Origin of the sequence: Streptomyces xanthophaeus (assembly GCF_000725805.1) — a bacterium.
Taxonomy (GTDB): Bacteria; Actinomycetota; Actinomycetes; order Streptomycetales; family Streptomycetaceae; genus Streptomyces; species Streptomyces xanthophaeus.
Genome location: NZ_JOFT01000026.1, coordinates 108,840 through 128,591, shown reverse-complemented (window position 1 = coordinate 128,591; position 19,752 = coordinate 108,840). Strand labels below are relative to the sequence as shown.

The 19,752-nt window shown below is 72.9% G+C and carries 18 protein-coding genes; 9 read left to right on the top strand and 9 right to left on the bottom strand.

All coding sequences use genetic code 11. The features are described 5' to 3' along the window. The 7 genes from IO30_RS0117265 to IO30_RS0117235 form a co-directional block, all read left to right on the top strand. Positions 1-559: amidohydrolase family protein (locus IO30_RS0117265; protein WP_031143977.1), on the top strand; the 559-nt coding region annotated here is incomplete at its 5' end. A gap of 100 nt (positions 560-659) precedes the next feature. Then, positions 660-1,703 (top strand): agmatine deiminase family protein, encoded by a 1,044-nt coding sequence (locus IO30_RS0117260; protein WP_037894318.1) that lies wholly within the window; start codon positions 660-662, stop codon positions 1,701-1,703. Between the two features lie 109 nt (positions 1,704-1,812). Then, positions 1,813-3,480, top strand: a complete 1,668-nt coding sequence (locus tag IO30_RS0117255; RefSeq protein ID WP_031143974.1) for an ABC transporter substrate-binding protein — start codon at positions 1,813-1,815, stop codon at positions 3,478-3,480. Then, a complete protein-coding gene (locus IO30_RS0117250) occupies positions 3,477-4,436 on the top strand; it encodes an ABC transporter permease (RefSeq protein ID WP_031143972.1) in 960 nt (319 codons plus the stop codon). The genes IO30_RS0117255 and IO30_RS0117250 overlap by 4 nt, the downstream gene beginning before the upstream one ends. Then, positions 4,433-5,287: an ABC transporter permease gene (locus IO30_RS0117245; protein WP_031143970.1), complete on the top strand. Its 855-nt coding sequence runs from the start codon at positions 4,433-4,435 to the stop codon at positions 5,285-5,287. The genes IO30_RS0117250 and IO30_RS0117245 overlap by 4 nt, the downstream gene beginning before the upstream one ends. Further along, positions 5,284-6,279, top strand: a complete 996-nt coding sequence (locus IO30_RS0117240) for an ABC transporter ATP-binding protein (protein WP_031143968.1) — start codon at positions 5,284-5,286, stop codon at positions 6,277-6,279. Before IO30_RS0117245 ends, IO30_RS0117240 begins: the two co-directional genes overlap by 4 nt. Next, complete coding sequence (locus tag IO30_RS0117235; RefSeq protein WP_031143966.1) at positions 6,272-7,069, top strand: ABC transporter ATP-binding protein; 798 nt, start codon at positions 6,272-6,274, stop codon at positions 7,067-7,069. The genes IO30_RS0117240 and IO30_RS0117235 overlap by 8 nt, the downstream gene beginning before the upstream one ends. A gap of 25 nt (positions 7,070-7,094) precedes the next feature. On the opposite strand, the gene IO30_RS0117230 is transcribed toward IO30_RS0117235, so the two are convergent. Continuing rightward, positions 7,095-7,742 (bottom strand): TetR/AcrR family transcriptional regulator, encoded by a 648-nt coding sequence (locus IO30_RS0117230; RefSeq protein ID WP_031143965.1) that lies wholly within the window; start codon positions 7,740-7,742, stop codon positions 7,095-7,097. A 160-nt stretch (positions 7,743-7,902) separates the two neighbouring features. Here IO30_RS0117230 and IO30_RS0117225 point away from each other — a divergent pair, with 160 nt between their 5' ends. Together IO30_RS0117225 and IO30_RS40615 are read left to right on the top strand one after the other, a co-directional pair. Beyond that, positions 7,903-9,054 (top strand): agmatine deiminase family protein, encoded by a 1,152-nt coding sequence (locus tag IO30_RS0117225; RefSeq protein WP_031143962.1) that lies wholly within the window; start codon positions 7,903-7,905, stop codon positions 9,052-9,054. Between the two features lie 102 nt (positions 9,055-9,156). Then, the gene (locus IO30_RS40615) at positions 9,157-11,031 is read left to right on the top strand and encodes a serine/threonine-protein kinase (RefSeq protein WP_031143961.1); all 1,875 of its coding nucleotides are present in this window, start codon (positions 9,157-9,159) and stop codon (positions 11,029-11,031) included. A 4-nt stretch (positions 11,032-11,035) separates the two neighbouring features. Here IO30_RS40615 and IO30_RS0117215 read toward each other — a convergent pair whose 3' ends face one another. From IO30_RS0117215 to IO30_RS0117180, 8 genes are all read right to left on the bottom strand, one after another. Continuing rightward, positions 11,036-12,166 carry an LLM class flavin-dependent oxidoreductase gene (locus IO30_RS0117215; RefSeq protein WP_031143959.1) on the bottom strand — a complete coding sequence of 377 codons (1,131 nt, stop codon included), beginning with the start codon at positions 12,164-12,166 and terminating at the stop codon, positions 11,036-11,038. An 11-nt stretch (positions 12,167-12,177) separates the two neighbouring features. Further along, entirely contained in the window at positions 12,178-13,263 is a 1,086-nt protein-coding gene (locus IO30_RS0117210) for an LLM class flavin-dependent oxidoreductase (RefSeq protein ID WP_031143958.1), read from the bottom strand. Further along, positions 13,260-14,633 (bottom strand): NtaA/DmoA family FMN-dependent monooxygenase, encoded by a 1,374-nt coding sequence (locus IO30_RS0117205; protein ID WP_031143956.1) that lies wholly within the window; start codon positions 14,631-14,633, stop codon positions 13,260-13,262. Before IO30_RS0117205 ends, IO30_RS0117210 begins: the two co-directional genes overlap by 4 nt. A gap of 35 nt (positions 14,634-14,668) precedes the next feature. Beyond that, positions 14,669-15,847: an LLM class flavin-dependent oxidoreductase gene (locus tag IO30_RS0117200; RefSeq protein ID WP_237403492.1), complete on the bottom strand. Its 1,179-nt coding sequence runs from the start codon at positions 15,845-15,847 to the stop codon at positions 14,669-14,671. Between the two features lie 225 nt (positions 15,848-16,072). Beyond that, positions 16,073-16,810: a GNAT family N-acetyltransferase gene (locus IO30_RS0117195; RefSeq protein WP_037894308.1), complete on the bottom strand. Its 738-nt coding sequence runs from the start codon at positions 16,808-16,810 to the stop codon at positions 16,073-16,075. Positions 16,811-16,865: 55 nt separating this feature from the next. Beyond that, entirely contained in the window at positions 16,866-17,882 is a 1,017-nt protein-coding gene (locus IO30_RS0117190) for a transporter substrate-binding domain-containing protein (RefSeq protein ID WP_031143951.1), read from the bottom strand. 60 nt (positions 17,883-17,942) lie between these two features. After that, complete coding sequence (locus IO30_RS0117185; RefSeq protein ID WP_031143949.1) at positions 17,943-18,734, bottom strand: amino acid ABC transporter ATP-binding protein; 792 nt, start codon at positions 18,732-18,734, stop codon at positions 17,943-17,945. After that, positions 18,731-19,693: an amino acid ABC transporter permease gene (locus tag IO30_RS0117180; protein ID WP_031143947.1), complete on the bottom strand. Its 963-nt coding sequence runs from the start codon at positions 19,691-19,693 to the stop codon at positions 18,731-18,733. The genes IO30_RS0117185 and IO30_RS0117180 overlap by 4 nt, the downstream gene beginning before the upstream one ends. Positions 19,694-19,752 lie beyond the last annotated feature (59 nt).

The following is a 19,752-nucleotide window of genomic DNA, read 5'->3' as shown; positions in this document are numbered from 1 at the left end:
GGGTCCGCTGGCCGGTGACGGCGAGGGCGACGACAACGCCCGGGTGCTGCGGTACATGGCCAAGCTGACGATCAACCCGGCGATCGCGCACGGCCTGGCTCATGAGATCGGCTCGATCGAGGTCGGCAAGCTCGCCGACATCGTGCTGTGGCGCCCGCAGTTCTTCGGCGCCAAGCCGCAGCTGGTCCTCAAGTCCGGTTTCCCCGCGTACGGAGTCACCGGCGACCCCAACGCCGCCACGGACTGCTGCGAACCACTCGTGCTGGGCCCGCTGTTCGGTGCCCACGGCGCCGCCCCCGCGGACCTCTCGGTGGCGTTCGTCAGCCGCGCCGCCGCCGAGTCGGGCTCGTTCGGAGCCCCGTACGACGCCCTGGGCACCCGGCGCCGCCGGGTCGCCGTACGGGGGACCCGTGGCATCGGCCCGAAGGACCTGGTGGGCAACACCCGGCTGGGGGAGGTCGACGTGGACCCCCGGACCGGTCTCGTCACCCTCGACGGTGAGCCGCTGCGCTCCGAACCCGCCCAGCAGGTCTCCCTCAACCGCCTCTACTTCCTCTGAGGCGCGACCCCGCTCCTCAGAGAACCCCGCCGGCAATCTGCTCTTGACTGAATTTTCAGTCGGGTGGAAGACTCTGCCAACGAACGAAACGAGACACCTGATGGCTGAATACCGTATGCCCGCCGAGTGGACCGAGCACCAGGGCTGCCTGATGGCCTGGCCCACGCGCGAGGACCTGTGGGGGAGCGTGCTGGCCGACGTGAAGCAGGAGTACGCCGACGTCGCCCGGGCCATCGCGGCCTTCGAGCCGGTGACGATGGTCGCCCCGCCCGGCCACGGCGACGAGGCCCGCGCCCACTGCGCCGAGGGGCCGACCGGCCCCACCGGCGTGACCGTGATCGAGCTGCCGATCGACGACTCCTGGTTCCGCGACTCCGCGCCCCTGTTCGTCCTCGACGGGGACGGCAACCGCGCCGGCGTGGACTTCCGCTTCAACGCATGGGGCGGCAAGCACCACCCGTTCGACGCCGACGACCGGATCAGCGCCCTGCTGCTGGAGCACCTCGGGGTCGACCGGATCGCCTCCGGCATGATCCTCGAAGGCGGAGCGGTCACCGTGGACGGCGAAGGCACGCTGATCACCACGGAGCAGTGCCTGCTGCACCCCAACCGCAACCCCGGCATGAGCCGCGAGGAGATCGAGGCCGAACTGAAGGCCCGGCTCGGCGTCACCAAGGTCATCTGGCTGCCGTACGGGGGCCTGCTCGACACCGAGACCGACGGCCACGTCGACGGCGTCTGCGCCTTCGCGGCACCCCGCACGGTCGTCGTCTCCCTGCCCTCCGACCCCACCCACCCCGACTACGCCCGGATGCGCGCCAACCGCGCGGTGCTCGAGGCCGCCACCGACGCCCAGGGCCGCCGGCTGGAGATCATCGACGTGCCGCAGACGGCCTCCGCCGACGTCGCCGACGGCGAGATCGAGGTCTCCTACCTCAACTACTACGTCGCCAACGGCGGCGTCGTCGTCCCCGTGGCCGGGCTGCACCAGGACGAGGACGCCCTCGCCGTCATCGCCTCGGCCTACCCCGGCCGCAAGGTCGTCGGCGTCCGGGCCCTCGCCATCGCGTTCGGCGGCGGAGGCGTGCACTGCATCACCCAGCAGATCCCCGCGGCGCCCTCCCCCGCGCCCAGCGCCGGCTGACCCGTACCCGTACCCGTACCCGGACCCGGACCCGACCGTACCCAGCGGACCGCCCCGGCCGTCCGCCCGCTCCTCCCCCCGCACCCCTCACGGAAAAGAGAGCGCGACGATGACCACCTCCCCACCCCGGCCGAGCAGACGCCCTCGCCGCCGGACCGGCCGCCGCACCGCGGCCCTCACCACCGCCGTCCTGACCTCCCTCGCCCTGCTCGCGGCCTGCGCGGGCCCGCCCAAGGGCAAGGACGGCGACGTCACCGGCGTCACCCTCTCCGCCTCCACGCCACCGGCCCGCGGCGAGATCGACTCCTTCAGCTGGGCCGTCTACGCCGAACCGCCCACCCTCGACTACACGGTGGCCTTCGACTACCCGCAGAACACCGTCCTGTCCAACGTGTGCGAGAGCCTGATGCGCTGGACCCCGGCCCTCACCACCGAGCCCGGCCTCGCCCAGAAGGCGACCAACCCCGACCCGACCACCTGGGTCTACGACCTGCGCCCCGGCGTGCGCTTCCACGACGGCCGCACGATGACCGCGGACGACGTGGTCTTCAGCCTCGGCCGGCAGACCGACCCCGACAACGCCGCCGCCTGGGCCCAGGTCTTCCAGAACGTCACCTCCGTCACCGCGACCGGCCCCCTCCAGGTCACCGTCAAGCTCAAGAAGCCCGACTCCCAGTTCCCGCAGTACATGGCGACCGCGGCCGGAGTGGTGGCCTCCAAGGCAGCCGTCGAGGCGGCGGGCAAGGACTACGGAACCACCGGCGGGCTCGCCTGCACCGGCCCCTTCGAACTCGGCACGTGGAACAAGGGCCAGTCGATCGAACTCAACCGCTTCGACCAGTACTGGGGCACCAAGGCCAAGTCGAAGAAGGCCGTCTTCCGCATCCTGACCGACCCCTCGGCCCGCACCAACGCCCTGCTCAGCGGGGAGGTCGACGGCGGCTACCTGATCCCCACCGAGAGCTACGCCCGCCTGCGCGACAGCGGCACCGGCACCCTCTACTTCGGCGAGGGCCTGAGCACCGTCAACGTCAACGTCACCGACATGGAGGGCCCCCTCGGCGACGTCCGCGTCCGCCGGGCCCTGTCCCTGGCGCTCGACCGCACCGGCTTCGTCAAGGCCGGACTCGCCGGCGCGGGCACCGCCACCAACTCCCTCACCACCCGCGCCGCCTGGGCCGCAGCGCCCGAGCACACCCTCAAGACCGCCTTCGACGGGCTGCCGCCCACCGGCCAGGACATCGAGCAGGCCAAGGCCCTGATCAAGGAGGCCGGGGCCACCGGCAAGACCCTGACCATGGCCACCAGCTCCATAGGCCAGGACGTCTCCCTCCTCGCCACCGCCGTCCAGGCCGCAGGCACCCGGATCGGCCTGGACATCCGGCTCAAGACCATCGCCCCCAACGCCTTCACCGCGCTGTTCACCGACCCCGAGGCCCGCGAGGGCATCGACATGTTCCCGCTCACCTACTACGACTCGATCACCGACCCGCTCGACCTGCTGTCGAACTTCAAGACCGGCGCCTACATGAACTTCGCCGGATACAGCGACCCCCAGTACGACGAGCTCGTCGACCGGGCCGCCGCCGTCTACCCCGCCGAGGAGCGGATGGAGATCGAGGCGAAGCTCCAGCACCACGCGTCCGAGCAGCTCCTGTGGATCCCCGTGGCCGAATGGCCGACCGCACTGTTCATGGGCAAGCGGATCACCGGGGCGCCCACCACGATCTCGTACATGTACTACCCGTGGGCCGCCGACGTGGGGGCCGGCCAGTGAGTTTCCTGCGCTTCGCCGTACGACGGGTGGCAGAAATGGCCGCCACCCTCTTCGTCGCCTCGTTCGCGGTCTTCGGGGCCGTGTACCTGGCGCCCGGCAGCCCGGCGAGCTTCCTGCTCGCCGGCCGGTCGGCCTCCCCGGAGGCACTCGCCTCGATCAACGCCCAGTACCACCTGGACGACCCCTTCCTCGTCCGCTACCTCCGCTGGCTCGGGGACATGCTGCACGGGGACTTCGGGCGCTCGATCACCTACCGCACCGACGTCTCGCGCCTCCTCGCGGACCGGCTTCCCGTCACCCTGCTGCTGATCACCATGGCCCTCGTCGTGGTCGTGGTGGTCGGCCTGCTGCTGGGCCGGATCGCCGCCGTCCGCGGCGGATCCACCGATGCGGCCGTCCTCGTCACCACCACGTTCGCCGTCGGCACCCCGTCCTTCGTCGCGGCCGTCCTGCTCCAGGGACTGTTCGCCGTCCAGCTCGGCTGGTTCCCCAGCAGCGGCGCCGGCGACGGCCTCGGCGACATGCTCTGGCACCTCGCCCTCCCGGCGGTCGCCCTGGCGCTCTACCTGATCGGCATGCTCGCCCGCGTCACCCGCTCCGCGATGCTCGAAGCCCTCGACAGCGAGCACGTCACCGTCGCCCGCAGCCGCGGTGTCCCCGAACGCCAGGTCATCCGCCGCCACGTCTTCCGCAACTCCCTCGGAACGGTCCTCACCACCGGCGGCCTGATCGTCTCCACCCTCCTGGTGTGCACCGTCCTCGTCGAGACCGCCTTCAGCATCGGCGGAATCGGCCAGCTCCTCGAACTGTCCACCACCACCAAGGACTTCCCGACCGTCCAGGCGATCTCCCTGATCATCGTCGCGCTCTTCATGGCCGTGAACCTGGTCGTCGACCTGCTGTTGCCCCTGGTCGACCCCCGGGTCGCCCTCGGATCCAGGAAGGCCGCCGCATGACCGCCGTCCTGACGCGCCGCCCGGGCCTCTCCCGGATCCGCGCCACCGGTTCCCCGCTCCACCTCGTCTGCCTGGGCCTCGTCGCCCTCGTGGTCCTCGCCGCCCTGCTCGCCCCCTGGCTGGTGCCCCACGACCCCAACGCCGTCGATCTGGGCAACGCCCTCGCCGGACCCTCCGCCGCGCACCCGCTCGGCGTGGACGCCGCCGGCCGCGACACCCTCTCCCGGCTGCTGCTGGGCGCGCGCACCTCCCTGCTCGGCCCGCTGGGCGTCGTCGTCTTCTCCACCGTCGCCGGCATCGCCATCGGCATGGCCGCCGCCTGGCGGGGCGGCTGGCTCGACTCCGTCCTGTCCCGCAGCACGGAGCTCGTCTTCGCCTTCCCCGGCATGCTCCTCGCCATCCTGATCATCTCGGTCTACGGCGAGGGCCTGCTGGCCCCCGTCATCGCCCTCGCCGTCGCCTACCTGCCCTACGTCAGCCGCCTGACCCGCTCGCTGGTCCTGGCCGAACGCGCCCGCCCGTACGTCAGCGCCTACCAGGTCCAGGGGCACTCGGCCCTGCAGATCTGCCTGCGCCACGTCCTGCCCAACATCGCCCCCGTCGTCCTCGCCCAGTCCACCGTCAACTTCGGCTACGCCCTGATGGACCTCGCCGGACTGTCCTTCCTCGGGCTCGGCGTCCCCGCACTCACCCCCGACTGGGGCCGCATGGTCTTCGACGGGCAGACCGCCGTCCAGCACGGCTACCCGCTGTCCGCGGTGCTGCCCTGCGCCTTCATCGTGCTGACCGTGGTCGCCTTCAACGTGGTCGGCGAGCGGTGGGCCGACCGTGTAGCCAGGAGAACCCGATGACATCGACGCGACCCGCGCACACGCTCGACATCCAGGGGCTGCGCGTCACCCTGCCCGGCACCGCCCGGCCCGTCCTCGACGGCGTCGACCTCACCGTCGGCGCGGGCGAGACCGTCGCCCTCGTCGGCGAGTCCGGCTCCGGCAAGACCCTCACCTCCCGCAGCGCGCTGGGCCTGCTGCCGCCCGGCGCCGTCGTCGAAGGCGCGGTACGGGTGGCCGGCGAGGACGTGCTCGCCATGGACACCGGCCGGCTGCGCGACGTACGCGCGGGAACGGTCGCCATGGTCTTCCAGGACCCGCGCGCCGCCGTCAACCCGCTGCGCCGCATCGGTGACTTCCTCACCGAGAGCGTCCTGCTCACCGGGGCGGCGGGCCGGACGCAGGCCACCGCCCGGGCCGTCGAACTCCTGCGGGCCGTCGGCCTGGACGAGTCCGTCCTGCGCAAGTACCCCGGCCAGGTCTCCGGCGGCATGCTCCAGCGCGTCGTGATCGCGGCGGCCCTCATGGGAGACCCCGTGCTCCTGCTGGCCGACGAGCCCACCACCGCACTGGACGTCACCAGCCAGGCCGAGGTGATCGCCCTGCTGGCCGCGCTCCGCGAACGCTTCGGCACCGGCCTGCTGTTCGTCACCCACGACCTCGAACTCGCCGCCGCCATCAGTGACCGCGTCCACGTCATGTACGCCGGGCGGATCGTGGAGACCGGCCCCGCCGAGGCCCTCTTCACGCACCCCCGGCACCCGTACACCGCCGCCCTGCTCGCCTCCACCCCCCGGATGGAGGGACCCCGGGGCAGGCTCGCCGCCATCCAGGGCCAGCCGCCGGACCTGCGGGAAGCCCTGCACGGCTGCGCCTTCGCTGCCCGCTGCCCGCTCGCCACGGAGGTCTGCGACCAGCGGGCCCCGCTGCCGACCGCGGCCCCGGACCGGCCGGAGCACCGCGCCGCCTGTCACCACAGCGACCTGCTCGAAGGGAGCGCCGTCGATGCCTGAGAACGTACTGGAGGTCAAGGGCCTGCGGCGCTCCTTCGGGGCCGTCCGGGCGGTGGACGACGTGTCCTTCGCCCTCCCCGAGGGCGGATCGCTGGGCATCGTGGGGGAGTCGGGATCCGGCAAGACGACCACGGCCCGCATCGTCGTCGGCCTGGAGAGCGCCGACGGCGGAGAGGTCCTGGTCCGCGGCCGGCCCCGGACCGGGGGCGCCCGCGGCCGGGCCGCACGGCTGGCCCGTGCCCGCGAGGTCCAGATGGTCTTCCAGGACCCGTACCTCTCCCTCGACCCGCGCACCAGTGTCGAGGCGGTCCTGCACGAGACCCTGCGCCTGCACTTCCCCGGCCGCGACCACGCCAAGCGCATCCGGGAACTGCTCGACCAGGTGGGTCTGGGCACCCGGGCCGCCGACGCCCTGCCCCGCAGTCTCTCCGGCGGCCAGCGCCAGCGCGTCGCCATCGCCCGGGCCCTCGCCGTCGAACCGGCCGTGCTGATCCTGGACGAGGCGGTGGCCGCGCTCGACGTCTCCGTGCAGGCCCAGATCCTCAACCTGCTGGCCGACATCAGGGAGCAGACCCGGATCGGCTTCCTCTTCATCACGCACGACCTCGGGGTGGTGCGGTGCGTGACCGACGCGATCGTGGTGATGCGGCACGGGGCCGTGGTCGAACAGGGCGGTACGCAGGAGGTGCTGGCCGCGCCCGGGCATCCGTACACCCGGTTGCTGCTGGCGTCCGTACCCCGTCCGGGCTGGGACCCGGAGGCGATCGCCGCGGCCCGGCGGGCGCTGTAGCGGGCGCCGTTCCCCGGGCTCCCGGTCAGCTCGCCGGGCGGGTCCCGGCGGCGAGGGTGTGGATCAGCGTGCGCAGCACCGGCCCCGGATCGGTCTCGGAGCCCAGTGATTCCGCGGCGGCCAGGCCGTCCACTGCGGCGGCTACGGCCTCGCCCAGCAGGCGCGGTTCGACGCCCCCGCCGCGTTCCTCGGCGAGGACCTGGAACAGGGCGACGAAGCAGTCGCGCCAGCGGCGGTACTCCGCCTCCAGGCTCTCCCGGACGCGGGCGTCGTTCAGGGCGTGCCAGTGCAACGCCGAATGGAGGTGGGAGAGTTCGGCGCCCTCGGGCCGGTCGAGCAGTGCGGTCACCCGGTCGGCCCGCTCCGCGAACGTCCCGGGGCCGGCGACCGCCTCCTCCAGGGGGTGGATCCACTCCGGGCGGATGTCCGATATGACGGCCAGGACGAGATCGGTGCGGTCCTGGAAGTGGTAGTGGCACATCCCGTGCGAGACGCCGCACAGGGCCGCCACGTTGCGCGTGGTGAAACGTTCGCTCATGCCGCCCGCCAGCAGGGTCCGCGCGGCGGCGATGAGCCGCGCCCGGGTCTGTTCGCCCTTCGCCGAGACCCGGGGCCGCGTCGTGCGGGCAGGGGCGGCGGACGGGTCCGGGGAGTTCTTCGCGGAAGCGGCCATGGCGTCACTCTAACGAGCCCGGGGGCCGCCACCTGCGGCTTTCCCCGATCCTGCGGAATGACCCCGTCCAAACTATTGACCGAGCGCTTGGCCAATTTTAGCTTTTCGGTCAACCCCGTAGTCAGCGGGGGGAGTTGACGCTCCGAAAGAGAGACCCCTCATGAACGATCACACAGCAGGACCGCCCCGCGAGGGCATGGGCAGACGCAGTTTCCTGGCCGCGGCGGGCATCACCGCCGCGGCCGCCGCGCTCGCCGCGGCAGAAGGGCGGGCGCGGGCGGTGGCCCCGCCCGCCACGGCGGCGGGCACCTTCCGCGTACCGATCGAGGACGTCCGCCACACCCGCACCTGGATGGCCTGGCCGGACAGCACCTCCATCTGGGGCAACACGCTCAGCGGCGTCCAGTCGGACATCGCCCTCATCGCCCGCACCGTCGCCAAGTACGAGCCGGTCTACATGTGCGCCAATTCCGGCAGCGCCGCCAAGGCCCGCTCCATGTGCGGGTCCACCGTCACCGTCGTCACCACCATCCCCGTCGACGACTGCTGGATGCGCGACTCCGGACCGGTCTTCCGCACCGACGGTGCCGGCGGCCTCGACGCCGTCGGCCTGAACTTCAACGGCTGGGGCAGGAAGCAGACCCACGCCCGGGACGCCCTGGTCGCCGGCCGGGTCGCCTCCTACCTCGGCCTCCCCTTCACCGCCGCCGGCCTCGTGGGCGAGGGCGGCGCCGTCGAACAGGACGGCGCGGGCACCCTGATGGCCACCCGCAGCAGCCTGATCAACCGCAACCGCAACCCCAACATGTCGCAGAGCCAGATCGAGGCCGCGCTCCGCACCGCCTACGGCGCCTCCAAGGTGATCTGGTTCGACGGCGTGGTCGGCCAGGACATCACCGACGACCACGTCGACGCGACCTCCCGCTTCCTCGCTCCGGGCAAGGCCCTCGTCCAGATGCCGCTGGCCTCCGACAACGACGTCTACGCCAAGGACGCGCGCCAGCAGTTCCAGATCCTGTCCGCGTCGACGACCGCCGGCGGCGCCCGGATGACCGTCGAGAAGCTCCAGGGCCCCGACTACGACAAGATCCGCTCCGGGAACCGGGACTTCCTCGCCTCCTACGCCAACTACTACGTGTGCAACGGCGCCGTCATCAGCGGCCAGTTCGGCGACACCCAGGCCGACGCCGCGGCGCGCGCCACACTGACCCGCCTGTTCCCCGGCCGCGTCGTCGAACGCCTCAACATCGACCGCCTCGGCGCGGGCGGCGGCGGCATCCACTGCGTCACCCAGCAGCAGCCCGCCCCGTAACTCCGCCCCGGCCGGCTCCTGCCCGCGGACAGGAGCCGGCCCCCGCGCTGTCAGTGGCCGACGCTAGGGTCGGCGCACCGAATAGCTGAGGAGCACGGACCCATGAGACCTCCGGCCGAACTCGACGACGTGCCGTGGCACACCCTGACCCACGCCTACGGCCCCGCCGAGGACGTACCCGAGCAGATCAGGGCGCTCTACGGGGACGACGAGGAGACGGCCGACGAGGCGGTTCACGAGCTCTACGGCAACATCCACCACCAGGGCACCGTCTACCCCGCCTCCGCACCGGCCGTCCCCTTCCTCGCCCACGCCGTCCTCCACGCCCCGGGCAAGCGCGAAACGCTGCTGATGCTGCTCGCCGTCCTCGCCGACCACGAACCGGACGACTCCGGGTCCCCGCACTGGACCGGCAGCTCCGTCGCCGCGATCTGCGCGGAAGTCACCCGGGTCCTCCCCGGCCTGCTGCCCTGCCTGGCGGACCACGAGCGGACGGTGCGCCGTGCGGCGCTGCGCACGGTGGCCTCCGTGGCCGAGCTGCTCGCGCCCGAGGCGTGCGCCGACGTCGTGGAGCGGCTGGAGGACCTGTACGCGAACGATCCGGTCCCGGCGGTACGGGCGGACGCGATGGTCGTGCTGGCCCGGTTCGGCCGGGAGGTGGTGGAAGAGGCGACCGGCAGCCCGCTGTCCGAGGTCCGGCTGGCCGCGGCCGTGCTCACCGCCGAACGGGCCGGTCCGCCGTACGCGCCCGGGCTGGTGGACGTCTTCGCCGCGGACGGCGCCGAACCCGACCCGGGGGACGACGGCTTCCCCTGGCCCGGCGGGAGCTCCCAGGAAGCCCACCTCACCGACCTGCTCGCCCGGGACCCGGACGCCGGCCTCGCCGTGGCAGCCGCCTGGATCGAGGCCGGAGACCTCCACTCCCGCGGGTCCTGGCTCGCCCGGGAGATCCAGGAGACCTGGCGCGACCGCGAGCCCGAGGTCCTGGAACTCCTCGTCTCCGCCCTGCCCCACCTCGACGGCACCCCCGCGCTCGCCCGAACCCTGACCACCGTCGCCGCCTGGATCGGACAACTGCCCGAACCGGGCGCCGGCATCCGGGACGCGCTGCATGCCCGCGCGCGCACCGAGGGGGAGGGCGCCGCACCAGCACTCCTCGCCCTGGTGCGCTCCCGCGACCCCCGCGCCCTGGACCTGGCACTGCACCACCCCGGCACCACGGCGCTGTGCGCGGCAGCCCGGTCCTTCCCGGAGGAAGGCGACCTGCTGGTCCCCGCGATCCGCCGCGAGCTGGCCGCCGGAGCCACCGGGCACGTGGCCGCCGACCTGATCGGGGCGCTGGACCCGCTCGGCGCCGCGGCCCGCCGGGCCCGGCCCGAACTGATCGACTGCCTCCGCACCGGCCGGGCACCCCACGCGGCGGCCCGCAGGCTCGGCCTCGACGGAGCGGCGACGCCCGAGACGACCGCCCTGCTGCTCAAGGCCGTGCACAGCCCCGACGCCGCCCTCAGCAGGGAGGCGGCCGTCGCCCACCACCGCCTGACCGGCGACGCCGAGCCGGCGCTGCGCACCTTCGAAAGGCTGCTCTCCGGCCAGGGCCCGACCCACTGGTACCTGAGCGGCCTCACCTCGCTCGCCGCCGCCGCCGCCCCGCTGCTGCCGTTCGTCGAGCCGCTGTTGACGGCCCGCGACGCCTGGAGCCGGACGGCGGCCGCCGCGGCCCACCACGCGCTCACCGGCTCCCCGGACCGGGCCGTCCCCGTCCTGGCCGAGCTGGTCTCCCCGTCCCCGGTCGGCCTCAGCGCCCTCACCGCGCTCGCCGCCATCGGCGAGGCCCCCGAGCACCTGCGCCCCAGACTCCGCGCCCTGGCGTTCTCCCCGCTCCGCCTGCTCGGAGACCTCCCCTTCAACGAGGACGCCCACCCGGACGAGCAACTCCGCACCCTGGCATGGAAGCTCCTCCTGGCCCCTGCCTGAGGGGTCAGCCGCGGCGCGCCCACTCCTGTGCCAGGAGGCGGTAGGAGCGGACCCGGTCCGCATGGTCGTGGGTGATGGTGGTGATCAGCAGTTCGTCGGCCGCCGTGGCCTCCTGGAGCCGCTCCAGGTGGTCGGCCACCGTCCGCGCCGAGCCGACGAACTGGGTCTCCACCCGGTCCGCGACCAGCTCCCGGTCCGCCTCCGTCCAGGGCAGCGCCCGCGCCTCGGCGGGCGTCGGGAAGGGGATGGCGCCCTCGGCGGTACGGATGCTGCGCACCCAGGGCGCGTACCCGGTGGCCAGCTCGCGTGCGGTGGCGTCGTCCTCGGCCACGACCACGTCGGCAGAGACCGTCAGGTAGGGCCGGTCCAGCTCGGCGGACGGTTTGAAAGCGGCCCGGTAGCCCTCGGCGGCCTCCAGCACCGAGGCCGGGCTGACGTGGTAGTTCGCCGCGAAGCGCAGCCCGTTGCGGCCGGCGGTGTCCGCGCTCTGCCCGCCGCTGCTGCCCAGGATCCACACCTGGACGTCGGCGCCCTCGCCGGGCACCGCGTGCGCCTCCTCCCCGTCCGCGGAGCGGTAGTCGCCCCGCAGCAGGGCGAGGACGTCGTCGACCTGCTCGCCGTAGTCCTGGGGCTCCGCTCCGGGCAGGCTCAGGAGTTTTTGCAGGAGCGCCACCCGGGGGTGCCCGAGGAGGTGCGCGAAGGAGAAGCGCGCCGGGATCCGCAGCCCGTTCGGCGTGTACCCGTCCACGACCGGGGTGACGGGCGGCGCGGGCTCGGCCGGGGTCCGGGGCGGGCGGCCCGCCGAGCGGCCCAGGCCCAGATCGAGACGGCCCGGGTGCAGGGCGTCGATCAGGCCGAACTCCTCCACCGTGGACAGCGCGGTGCGGTGCCCGAGCTGTACGGCGCCGGAGCCGAGGCGGATCGTGCTCGTCGCGGAGGCGGTCAGGGCCAGTACGACGGCCGGGGAGGTCCCGGCGACCCCCGGGTTGAGGTGGTGCTCGGCGAACCAGTAGCGGGCGTAGCCGAAGGCCTCCGCCTGCCGGGCCAGGTCGATGCTGCGGTGCAGGGCCTCGGCGGCGGTGGAGCCGGAGGAGACCGGGACGAGGTCGAGGACACCCAGGGGGATGCCGGACATGGCCGCGCTCCTTACAGGTCGGGTGAAGTGGTGACGGCGGGCTCGGGCAAGGACGGTTCGGGGAAGACGGGGTCCGGGATCGTACGGCGCAACTGCGGCGCCACCTCCGCCTGGAACAGCTCCAGGGAGGCCCGGTGCTGCGCGTCGGTCAGTCCGCCGGGCTCGGCCTGGAGGTGGAGGACCGTGTGGCCGAGCTCCTCGTGGTAGCGGTGCACCTTCTCGATCACCTGCTGGGGACTGCCGATCAGGGCCGAACTGCGCTCCACGAAGTCCTCCAGCGTCGGGAACACCGGCTGCAGGCCCTGCGCCGCGTGGAAGGCGAGGTGGCGGGCGAACGCCGGCCGGTACGCGGCCACCGCCTGCTGCGAGGTGCGCGCCGTGTGGAAGCCCGCCGTACCCGCGCCCACGACCGCGTGCGCCGGGTCGTGCCCGTAGTGCTCCCAGCGTTCGCGGTAGTGGCGCACCAGCGCCGCGTACGGACCGATCGGGTGGGTGACGTTCGCCGAGAACAGGGGATCGCCGTGGCGCGCCGCGAGGTCGACGGACTCCCGGCTCGTGGCACTGCCGTGCCAGACCCGAAGGCTGCGCTGGTACGGCCGGGGCAGCACCTCGGCGCCGGTCAGCTCCGGCCGGAAACGCGGCCGGGCGGTCACCGCGTCCTCCCGCCAGATCCGCCGGAACAGCTCGTACCCCTCGGAGTTGCGCTCCCACTGGTCCTCGGGGCTCACGTCGAACAGCTCGCGCTGCGCCGTGCCGTTCCCCTTGCCGATCATCAGTTCGAGACGGCCGTCGCTGAGGTGGTCGAGGGTCGCGTAGTCCTCGTAGGCCCGTACGGGGTCCAGCAGGCTCAGCGTGGTCACCGCCGTGTACAGCCGGATGCGGCGGGTCAGCGCGGCGATGTGGCCGAGCACGACGGGCGGAGACGAGGACAGGAACGGCCGCTCGTGACGTTCGCCGACCCCGAACCCGTCGAAGCCGAGTTCCTCGGCGAGCAGCGCCGAGGCGACGACCTGGCGGAACCGTTCGCGGGTCGGCGTCGGGGCGCCCGTCACCGGGTCCTGGGTGTCCGTGATCAGGGTGATGGCCAGGAACTTCACGGGGCGACGGCCTCCCGCTGCACGTCCGGCACGGAGATCCCCAGGTGGTCGCGGAGCGTGGGGCCCTCGTACTCGGAGCGGAAGACCCCGCGTTCCTGGAGCAGCGGGACGACGGTGTCGGCGAAGACGTCCAGCCCGCCGGGGGTGATGTGCGGCACCAGGATGAACCCGTCGGCCGCGTCCGCCTGCACCAGGGCGTCGATCGACGCGGCGACCGTGGCGGGGGAGCCGACGAACGTCTGGCGGGAGGTGGTCGCGATGACGAGCTCGCGGATCGACAGGTTCTTCGCCTCGGCCAGCTCGCGCCACTCCCGGGCCGTGGCGAGGGGGTCGCGGAACTGCCGTACGCTCGCCCGGCCCAGCGCGATGGTGTTCTCACCCGTCTCGGGGTCGACGTCGGGGAGCGGGCCGTCCGGGTCGTAGCCCGACAGGTCCCGGTTCCAGACGTGCTCCAGGTACTTGATCGCGGTCTGCCCGCTGACCTGGAGACGGCGTACCTCGTGGGCCTGCTCGTGGGCGTCGGCGTCGGTGTCGCCGAGCACGAAGGTGGCGGCGGGCAGGATCTTCAACTGGTCGTGCGTACGACCGTACTTGGCGAGCCTGCGCTTGACGTCGGCGTAGAAGGACCGGCCCTCCTCCAGCGTGCCGTAGCGGCTGAAGATGGCGTCGGCGCCGGAGGCGGCGAACTCGCGGCCCTCGTCGGAGTCGCCCGCCTGGAAGATCACCGGGCGCCCCTGCGGGCTGCGCGGCACGTTGAAGTGGCCCTCGATGTCGAAGTGCTGCCCCCGGTGGGCGAAGGCCCCGGCTCCCGCGTCCCGCAGGAAGGTGCCCGTCGCGGCGTCCGCGAGGACCTCCGACCCGTTCCAGGAGTCGAACAGCTCGTTGGCCGTCTCCAGGAACTCGCGGGCGCGGGAGTAGCGCTCCTCGCGCGGCAGGAAGCCGCCGCGGCGGAAGTTCTCACCGGTGAAGGCGTCCCAGGAGGTGACGACGTTCCAGGCGGCCCGGCCCTCGGAGAGGTGGTCGAGCGAGGCGAACTGCCGGGCCACCTCGTAGGGCTCGTTGAAGGTCGAGTTGATGGTGCCGGTCAGGCCCAGACGGTCGGTGACGGCGGCCAGCGCGGCGAGCACCGTGAAGGTGTCCGGTCGCCCCACCACGTCCAAGCCGTATATCTCGCCGCCCTGTTCGCGCAGCCGCAATCCCTCCGCGAGGAAGAGGAAATCGAACTTGGCGCGCTCGGCGGTCCGGGCGAAGTGCACGAAGGAGTCGAAGTCGATGTGGCTGCCGGCCGCCGGGTCGCTCCACACGGTGGTGTTGTTGACGCCGGGGAAGTGGGCCGCGAGGTGGATCTGCTTGAGCGGCTTGCTGCTCATGGTGGTCCTTCCGGAGGGTCCGGGTGGGGCGGCGGTCAGGCGGCGGAGCCGGCGGACGGCGGCGCGGCGTAGCGGTTGGCCGGGTGCGGGTCCAGGCCGAGCAGCCCGCGCAGGGTGTCCGCCTCGTAGTCGGTGCGGAAGAGGCCGCGCCGCTGGAGTTCGGGCACCAGTCCCCGGGTGACGGCCGGCAGGTCGTGCGCGTTCACGCCCGGCCGCAGCCGGAAGCCCGACAGGCCCGCCGCACGCCGCTCCTCCAGCAGGTCCGCCAGCTGGGCGGGGGTCCCGGTGAACACCTCGCCCGGGTCCTCGTACGGGTGGCCCGCGAGCGCGTCGAGCCGCTCCCTGCGGGCGGCCGCCGCCGGGCCGTCCTCGTCCAGGAACACGGTGAGCTCCCCGAAGAGGAGCAGCGGCTCCCCGCCGCGCCCGGCCGTCGCCCCGGCCCGCCGGACGGCAGCGACGGCGGCGGCGGACTGCGCGGCGTCGCGGCCGCCCACGTACCCGATGTCGGCGGACCGGGCGAGGAGGCGGTACGAGTCCTCGCCGTCGGCCGGGGAGGCGGCCGCGCTCACCAGGGGCCGGCCCTGCGGCGGGCGCGGGGTGATCGAGGGGCCCCGGACGCTGAAGTGGCGTCCCTCGAAGTCGATGTGGTGGAGCTTGTCCCGGTCCACGAACCGGCCGGTGGCCACGTCGCGGATCTCCGCGTCGTCCTCCCAGCTGTCCCACAGCCGCCGGATCACCTCGACGTGCTCGGCGGCCTCCTCGTACAGCTCTTCACCCGGGAGCGGGGCGGTGCGGCGGCCGAAGTGCCGCTCCTCGTAGGGCAGTCCGGAGACCTGGACGTGCACGCCCGCCCGGCCGCGGCTGACGTGGTCGAGGGTGGCGACGGCCTTGGAGATGTGGAAGGGCTCGGTGTGGGTGGTGGTCACGCTCGGCACCAGTCCGACGTGCCGGGTCAGCGGTGCGACGCGGGCGGCGGTCAGTACGGCGTCCAGCCGGCCCCGGACCCGGTCCGTACGCCCGTCGGGACCGTCCGGCGAGGAACTCTGGAGCGCGAGCCCGTCCTCGAAGGTGACGAAGTCCAGCAGCCCCGCCTCGGCCTCGGCGACGGCGTCGGCCCAGTACCGGGCGGTGAAGAGCGCCTCGGGCCGGGCCCCGGGCTCGCGCCAGGCGGCGGGATGCCGGCCGGCTCCGTCCAGGGCGACGGCGAGGTGCAGGATTCCGGAGGGGACCGGGAAACCGGTGGAGGAAGGGGGTGCAGGAGGTGACGGAAAAGCGGACGGTGACGGAGGAACAGAAGATGACGGGGAAGCGGACACGTCGAAATACGCCTTCCTGATGGGCGTGCGGGAATCAGCCGGTGCGGGGTCGCGAATTCGCCCGTCAGCAATTGCTTCGAGAAACGCTACGCCCGATGGAGGGGTCATACAATGACCGCAGTATTAAGAGAAGTTGGCAGCGGTGTCCTCCGGGCCGCCCGGCGCCCGCAGGGCCATGAAGCGCGGCCTGCGGCGCACGGCGAAGCCGATCGACTCGTAGAGCCGCACCGCATCCGTGTTGCCCGCCGCCGTGTGCAGGAACGGCACGTCCCCCCGGTCCCGGATGCCCGAGGCCACGGCGCGCACCAGGCGCGTGGCCAGGCCCCGGCCCCGGTACCCGGGCCGGGTGCACACGGCGCTGATCTCCGTCCAGCCGGGCGGGCGCAGCCGCTCCCCGGCCATCGCCACCAGCCGGCCCCGGTCCCGGATGCCGAAGTAGGTGCCCAGTTCCACGGTGCGGGCCAGGAAGGGCCCCGGCTTCGTCAGCTCGATCAGGTCCAGGATCTCGGCCACGTCGGCCGGACCGAGCCGTACCGCGTCGGGGGCGGGCTCGGCGCGCAGCGAGACGTCGACCAGCTGGACCCCCTCGACCGCCCCGAGGGTCTCCCAGCCGTCCGGCGGGGTCAGCACCCCGGCGAGCGTGACGACGGCGCCCGCGCCGCTCAGGGAGTGCAGCGCCTCCCAGGAGCGCGGGTCGGCCGGATCGGCGATGGCGGCGAACGGCGCGACGTCCGGGGCGTACCGGGCGGCGAACCCGCCGCCGGCCCGCTCGGCGAAGGCCGCGTGCGGGCCGGCCAGCGAGGCCCAGGCCGGATTGTCGAGGACGTGTGGGGTCACCGAGGTGGGGGTGCCGGGGCTCATGGGGGCGAACCCTCCTTCCGTGGGGCGGCCGGCGGGCCGGGGACGGCCCGCCGGGTCAGGAGTTGGTCGTGGGCAGCCCGGGCGGGTTGACCTCCGAGGTGGTCACGGCCTCGTCGGACAGGTTCCACGCGGTCAGGAGCTGTGCGTACTGGCCGTTCTTGATCAGGTGGTTGACCGCCGCCGCCACCGGCGCGGCCAGCCCGCTGTCCTTCTTCGCCGTCGCGGCGATCAGGCCCTGCAGGCTCTCACCGGCCCCGGAGAACGAACCGGCGTTCCGGGTGGGCGCGTTGCTGCTCGCCGTCTGGGTGACGTGGTAGGCGATCGCGGGGCTCGGGCCGAAGCTCAGGTCGATCTTCTTGCCGCTCAGGGCCAGATAGCTGCTGTTGGGGTCGGGGAAGTACTTGACCGTGAGGTCCTTGCCCTCGGACTGCAGCTTCTTCTGCCATTCCAGGAGGATCTTCTCCTGGTTGGTGCCGGAGCCGACCGCCACCGTCTTGCCCGCGAGGTTGCGGTAGTCGCCGCCGAAGGTCCAGGTGTTCTCCTTCAGTGCCTCGAAGGCCAGGTTGTCCTGCCGGTAGGAGGCGAAGTCGTACTTCTTCTTGCGCTCCTCGGTGACGGTGACGTTGGTGAAGGCCACGTCGACCTTGCCGCTGTCGACCCCGACGAAGAGGTTCTCCCAGGTGGAGTTCTTCACGACGGGCTTCAGCCCCAGGGTCGCGGCGACCAGGCGGCCGAGGTCCGGCTCCGCGCCCGTGAACGTCTTCTGGTCGGTGCCTACGTAGACCAGGGGCGGGGAGCCGGCGGGCAGGGCGCCGATGCCGATGACCAGCTCGCCGCGCTTGCGTACGTCTTCCGGGAGCTGGGCGCGCAGCTCCTCGACGACCGGGGCGGACAGTTCGGCCTGCCGGGCCGCCCCGTTGGAGACCGCGCCGATGGTGACCTTGTCCGTGGTGGTCCCGGTGGCCTCCGCGTCACCGCCGCACGCGGTGAGCCCGGAGGCGAGGGCGAGGGCGGCGGTCGTCGCGCCGAGGCCGCGGACGAGTCTGGTGCGCAGGGTGGACGGGTGATGCATGACGTTCCTTTGCGAGGGTTCGGTGATGCGGGGAAGGAGGAGGCTGAAGCGGCTGAGGAATCAGAGGACCTTGCTGAGGAACTCCCGCGTCCGCGGGTGCACCGGATGGTCCAGCACCTGTGCGGGCGGGCCCTGTTCGACGATGCGGCCCTCGTGGAGGAAGACGACCTCGTCGGCCACCTCGCGGGCGAAGCCGATCTCGTGGGTGACGATCACGAGGGTGGTGCCTCCGGTCGCCAGGTCCTTGATCACGGACAGCACCTCGCCGACCAGCTCCGGGTCGAGCGCGGAGGTGGGCTCGTCGAAGAGGATGACCCCCGGCCGCAGGGCCAGGGCCCGTGCGATGGCCACCCGCTGCTGCTGCCCGCCGGACAGCTGCCTGGGGTAGGCGCCGGCCCGGTCCCCGAGCCCGACGCGCTCCAGCAGCTCGCGCGCCAGAGCCTGCGCCCGCGGCCGGGACAGCCTGCCGGTGGCCACCGGGGCGGCGGCCACGTTGTCCAGCACGGTCAGGTGCGGGAACAGGTTGAAGTTCTGGAAGACGAAGCCGATCCGGCTGCGCTGGGCGAGGATCGCCCGTTCCCTCAGCTCCTTGAGCCGGTCCCCGTGCCGCTGGACGCCGATCAGCTCGCCGCCGACGCTCACGTGTCCGGCCTCGGGCTTCTCCAGGTGGTTCAGGACCCGCAGCAGGGTGGACTTGCCCGAGCCGGAGCGGCCCAGGACCACGGTGACCGTCCCCGGAGCGACGGTCAGGTCCACCCCGTCGAGGACCTGCCGGCCGCCGAACCACTTGTGGACGCCGTGCACCTCGATCCCGGCGGGGCGGGTGGCGGCGGCCTTGGCGGTCGCGGTCATCGGGCCGTCTCCTTCCGGAAGCGGGTCCCCAGGTCGCGCAGGCCCGCACGGGCCCGCTGCAGGGGGGTGGGCGGTACGGTGCGCAGCGCCCCGCGGGCGTAGTACCGCTCGACGTAGAACTGCACGACGGAGACCAGGCTGGTGAGGATCACGTACCAGACGGTCGCCACCAGCAGCAGCGGCACCACGTCGCCGGGATAGGTGCTGGACAGGCTCTGCACCGAGCCGAACAGGTCCAGCAGCGACACGTAGAAGACCAGTGAAGTGGCCTTGAGCAGGCCGATCAGCTGGTTGACGTACGAGGGGACGATCGAGCGCAGGGCCTGCGGGAACACGATCCGGGCGAACTGGTACCGCTTGGGCAGGCCGAGCGCGGCCGCCGCCTCGTGCTGGCCCTGGTCGACCGAGAGCACCCCGGCCCGGACGATCTCGGCCGCGTACGCCGCCTCGCTCAGGCTCAGGCCGACCACCGCGACGACGATGTCGGTGGCGAGCCTCGATTCGTCGAAGGTGAAGAACGCGGGCCCGAACGGCACCCCGACGCTGAGGGTGGGGTAGAGGGCGCTGAGGTTGTAGAGGAACAGCAGGACGACGATCAGCGGCACGGAGCGGAAGAGCCAGATGTACGTCCAGCTCACCGACCGCAGCACCGAGCTGCCCGAGAGCCTGCCGAGGGCGAGCAGGATCCCGCCGGCCAGGCCCAGGACCGCGCTGTACGCGGCCACCTGGAGGGTGATGAGCAGCCCCTCCAGGATGACCGGGCGGAAGAACCAGTAGGCGAAACGGTCCCATTGGTAGAAGGGGTTGGTGACCAGCCCGTGGGCGGCCTGCGAGACCAGCACGAGGACGACGACGACGGCGGCCCACCGCCCGGGCCGGCGGAGCGGGAGGACCCGCTCGGCCGGCCCGGGCGGACCGGAGGGGGTGGCGGGCGCGGAAAGGAGCAGCGGTTCGGTCAAGGAATCTCCAGCGGCTTCGACACAGCGCAGAATGCGAAAAGCAGCCGTCATGCCGGACG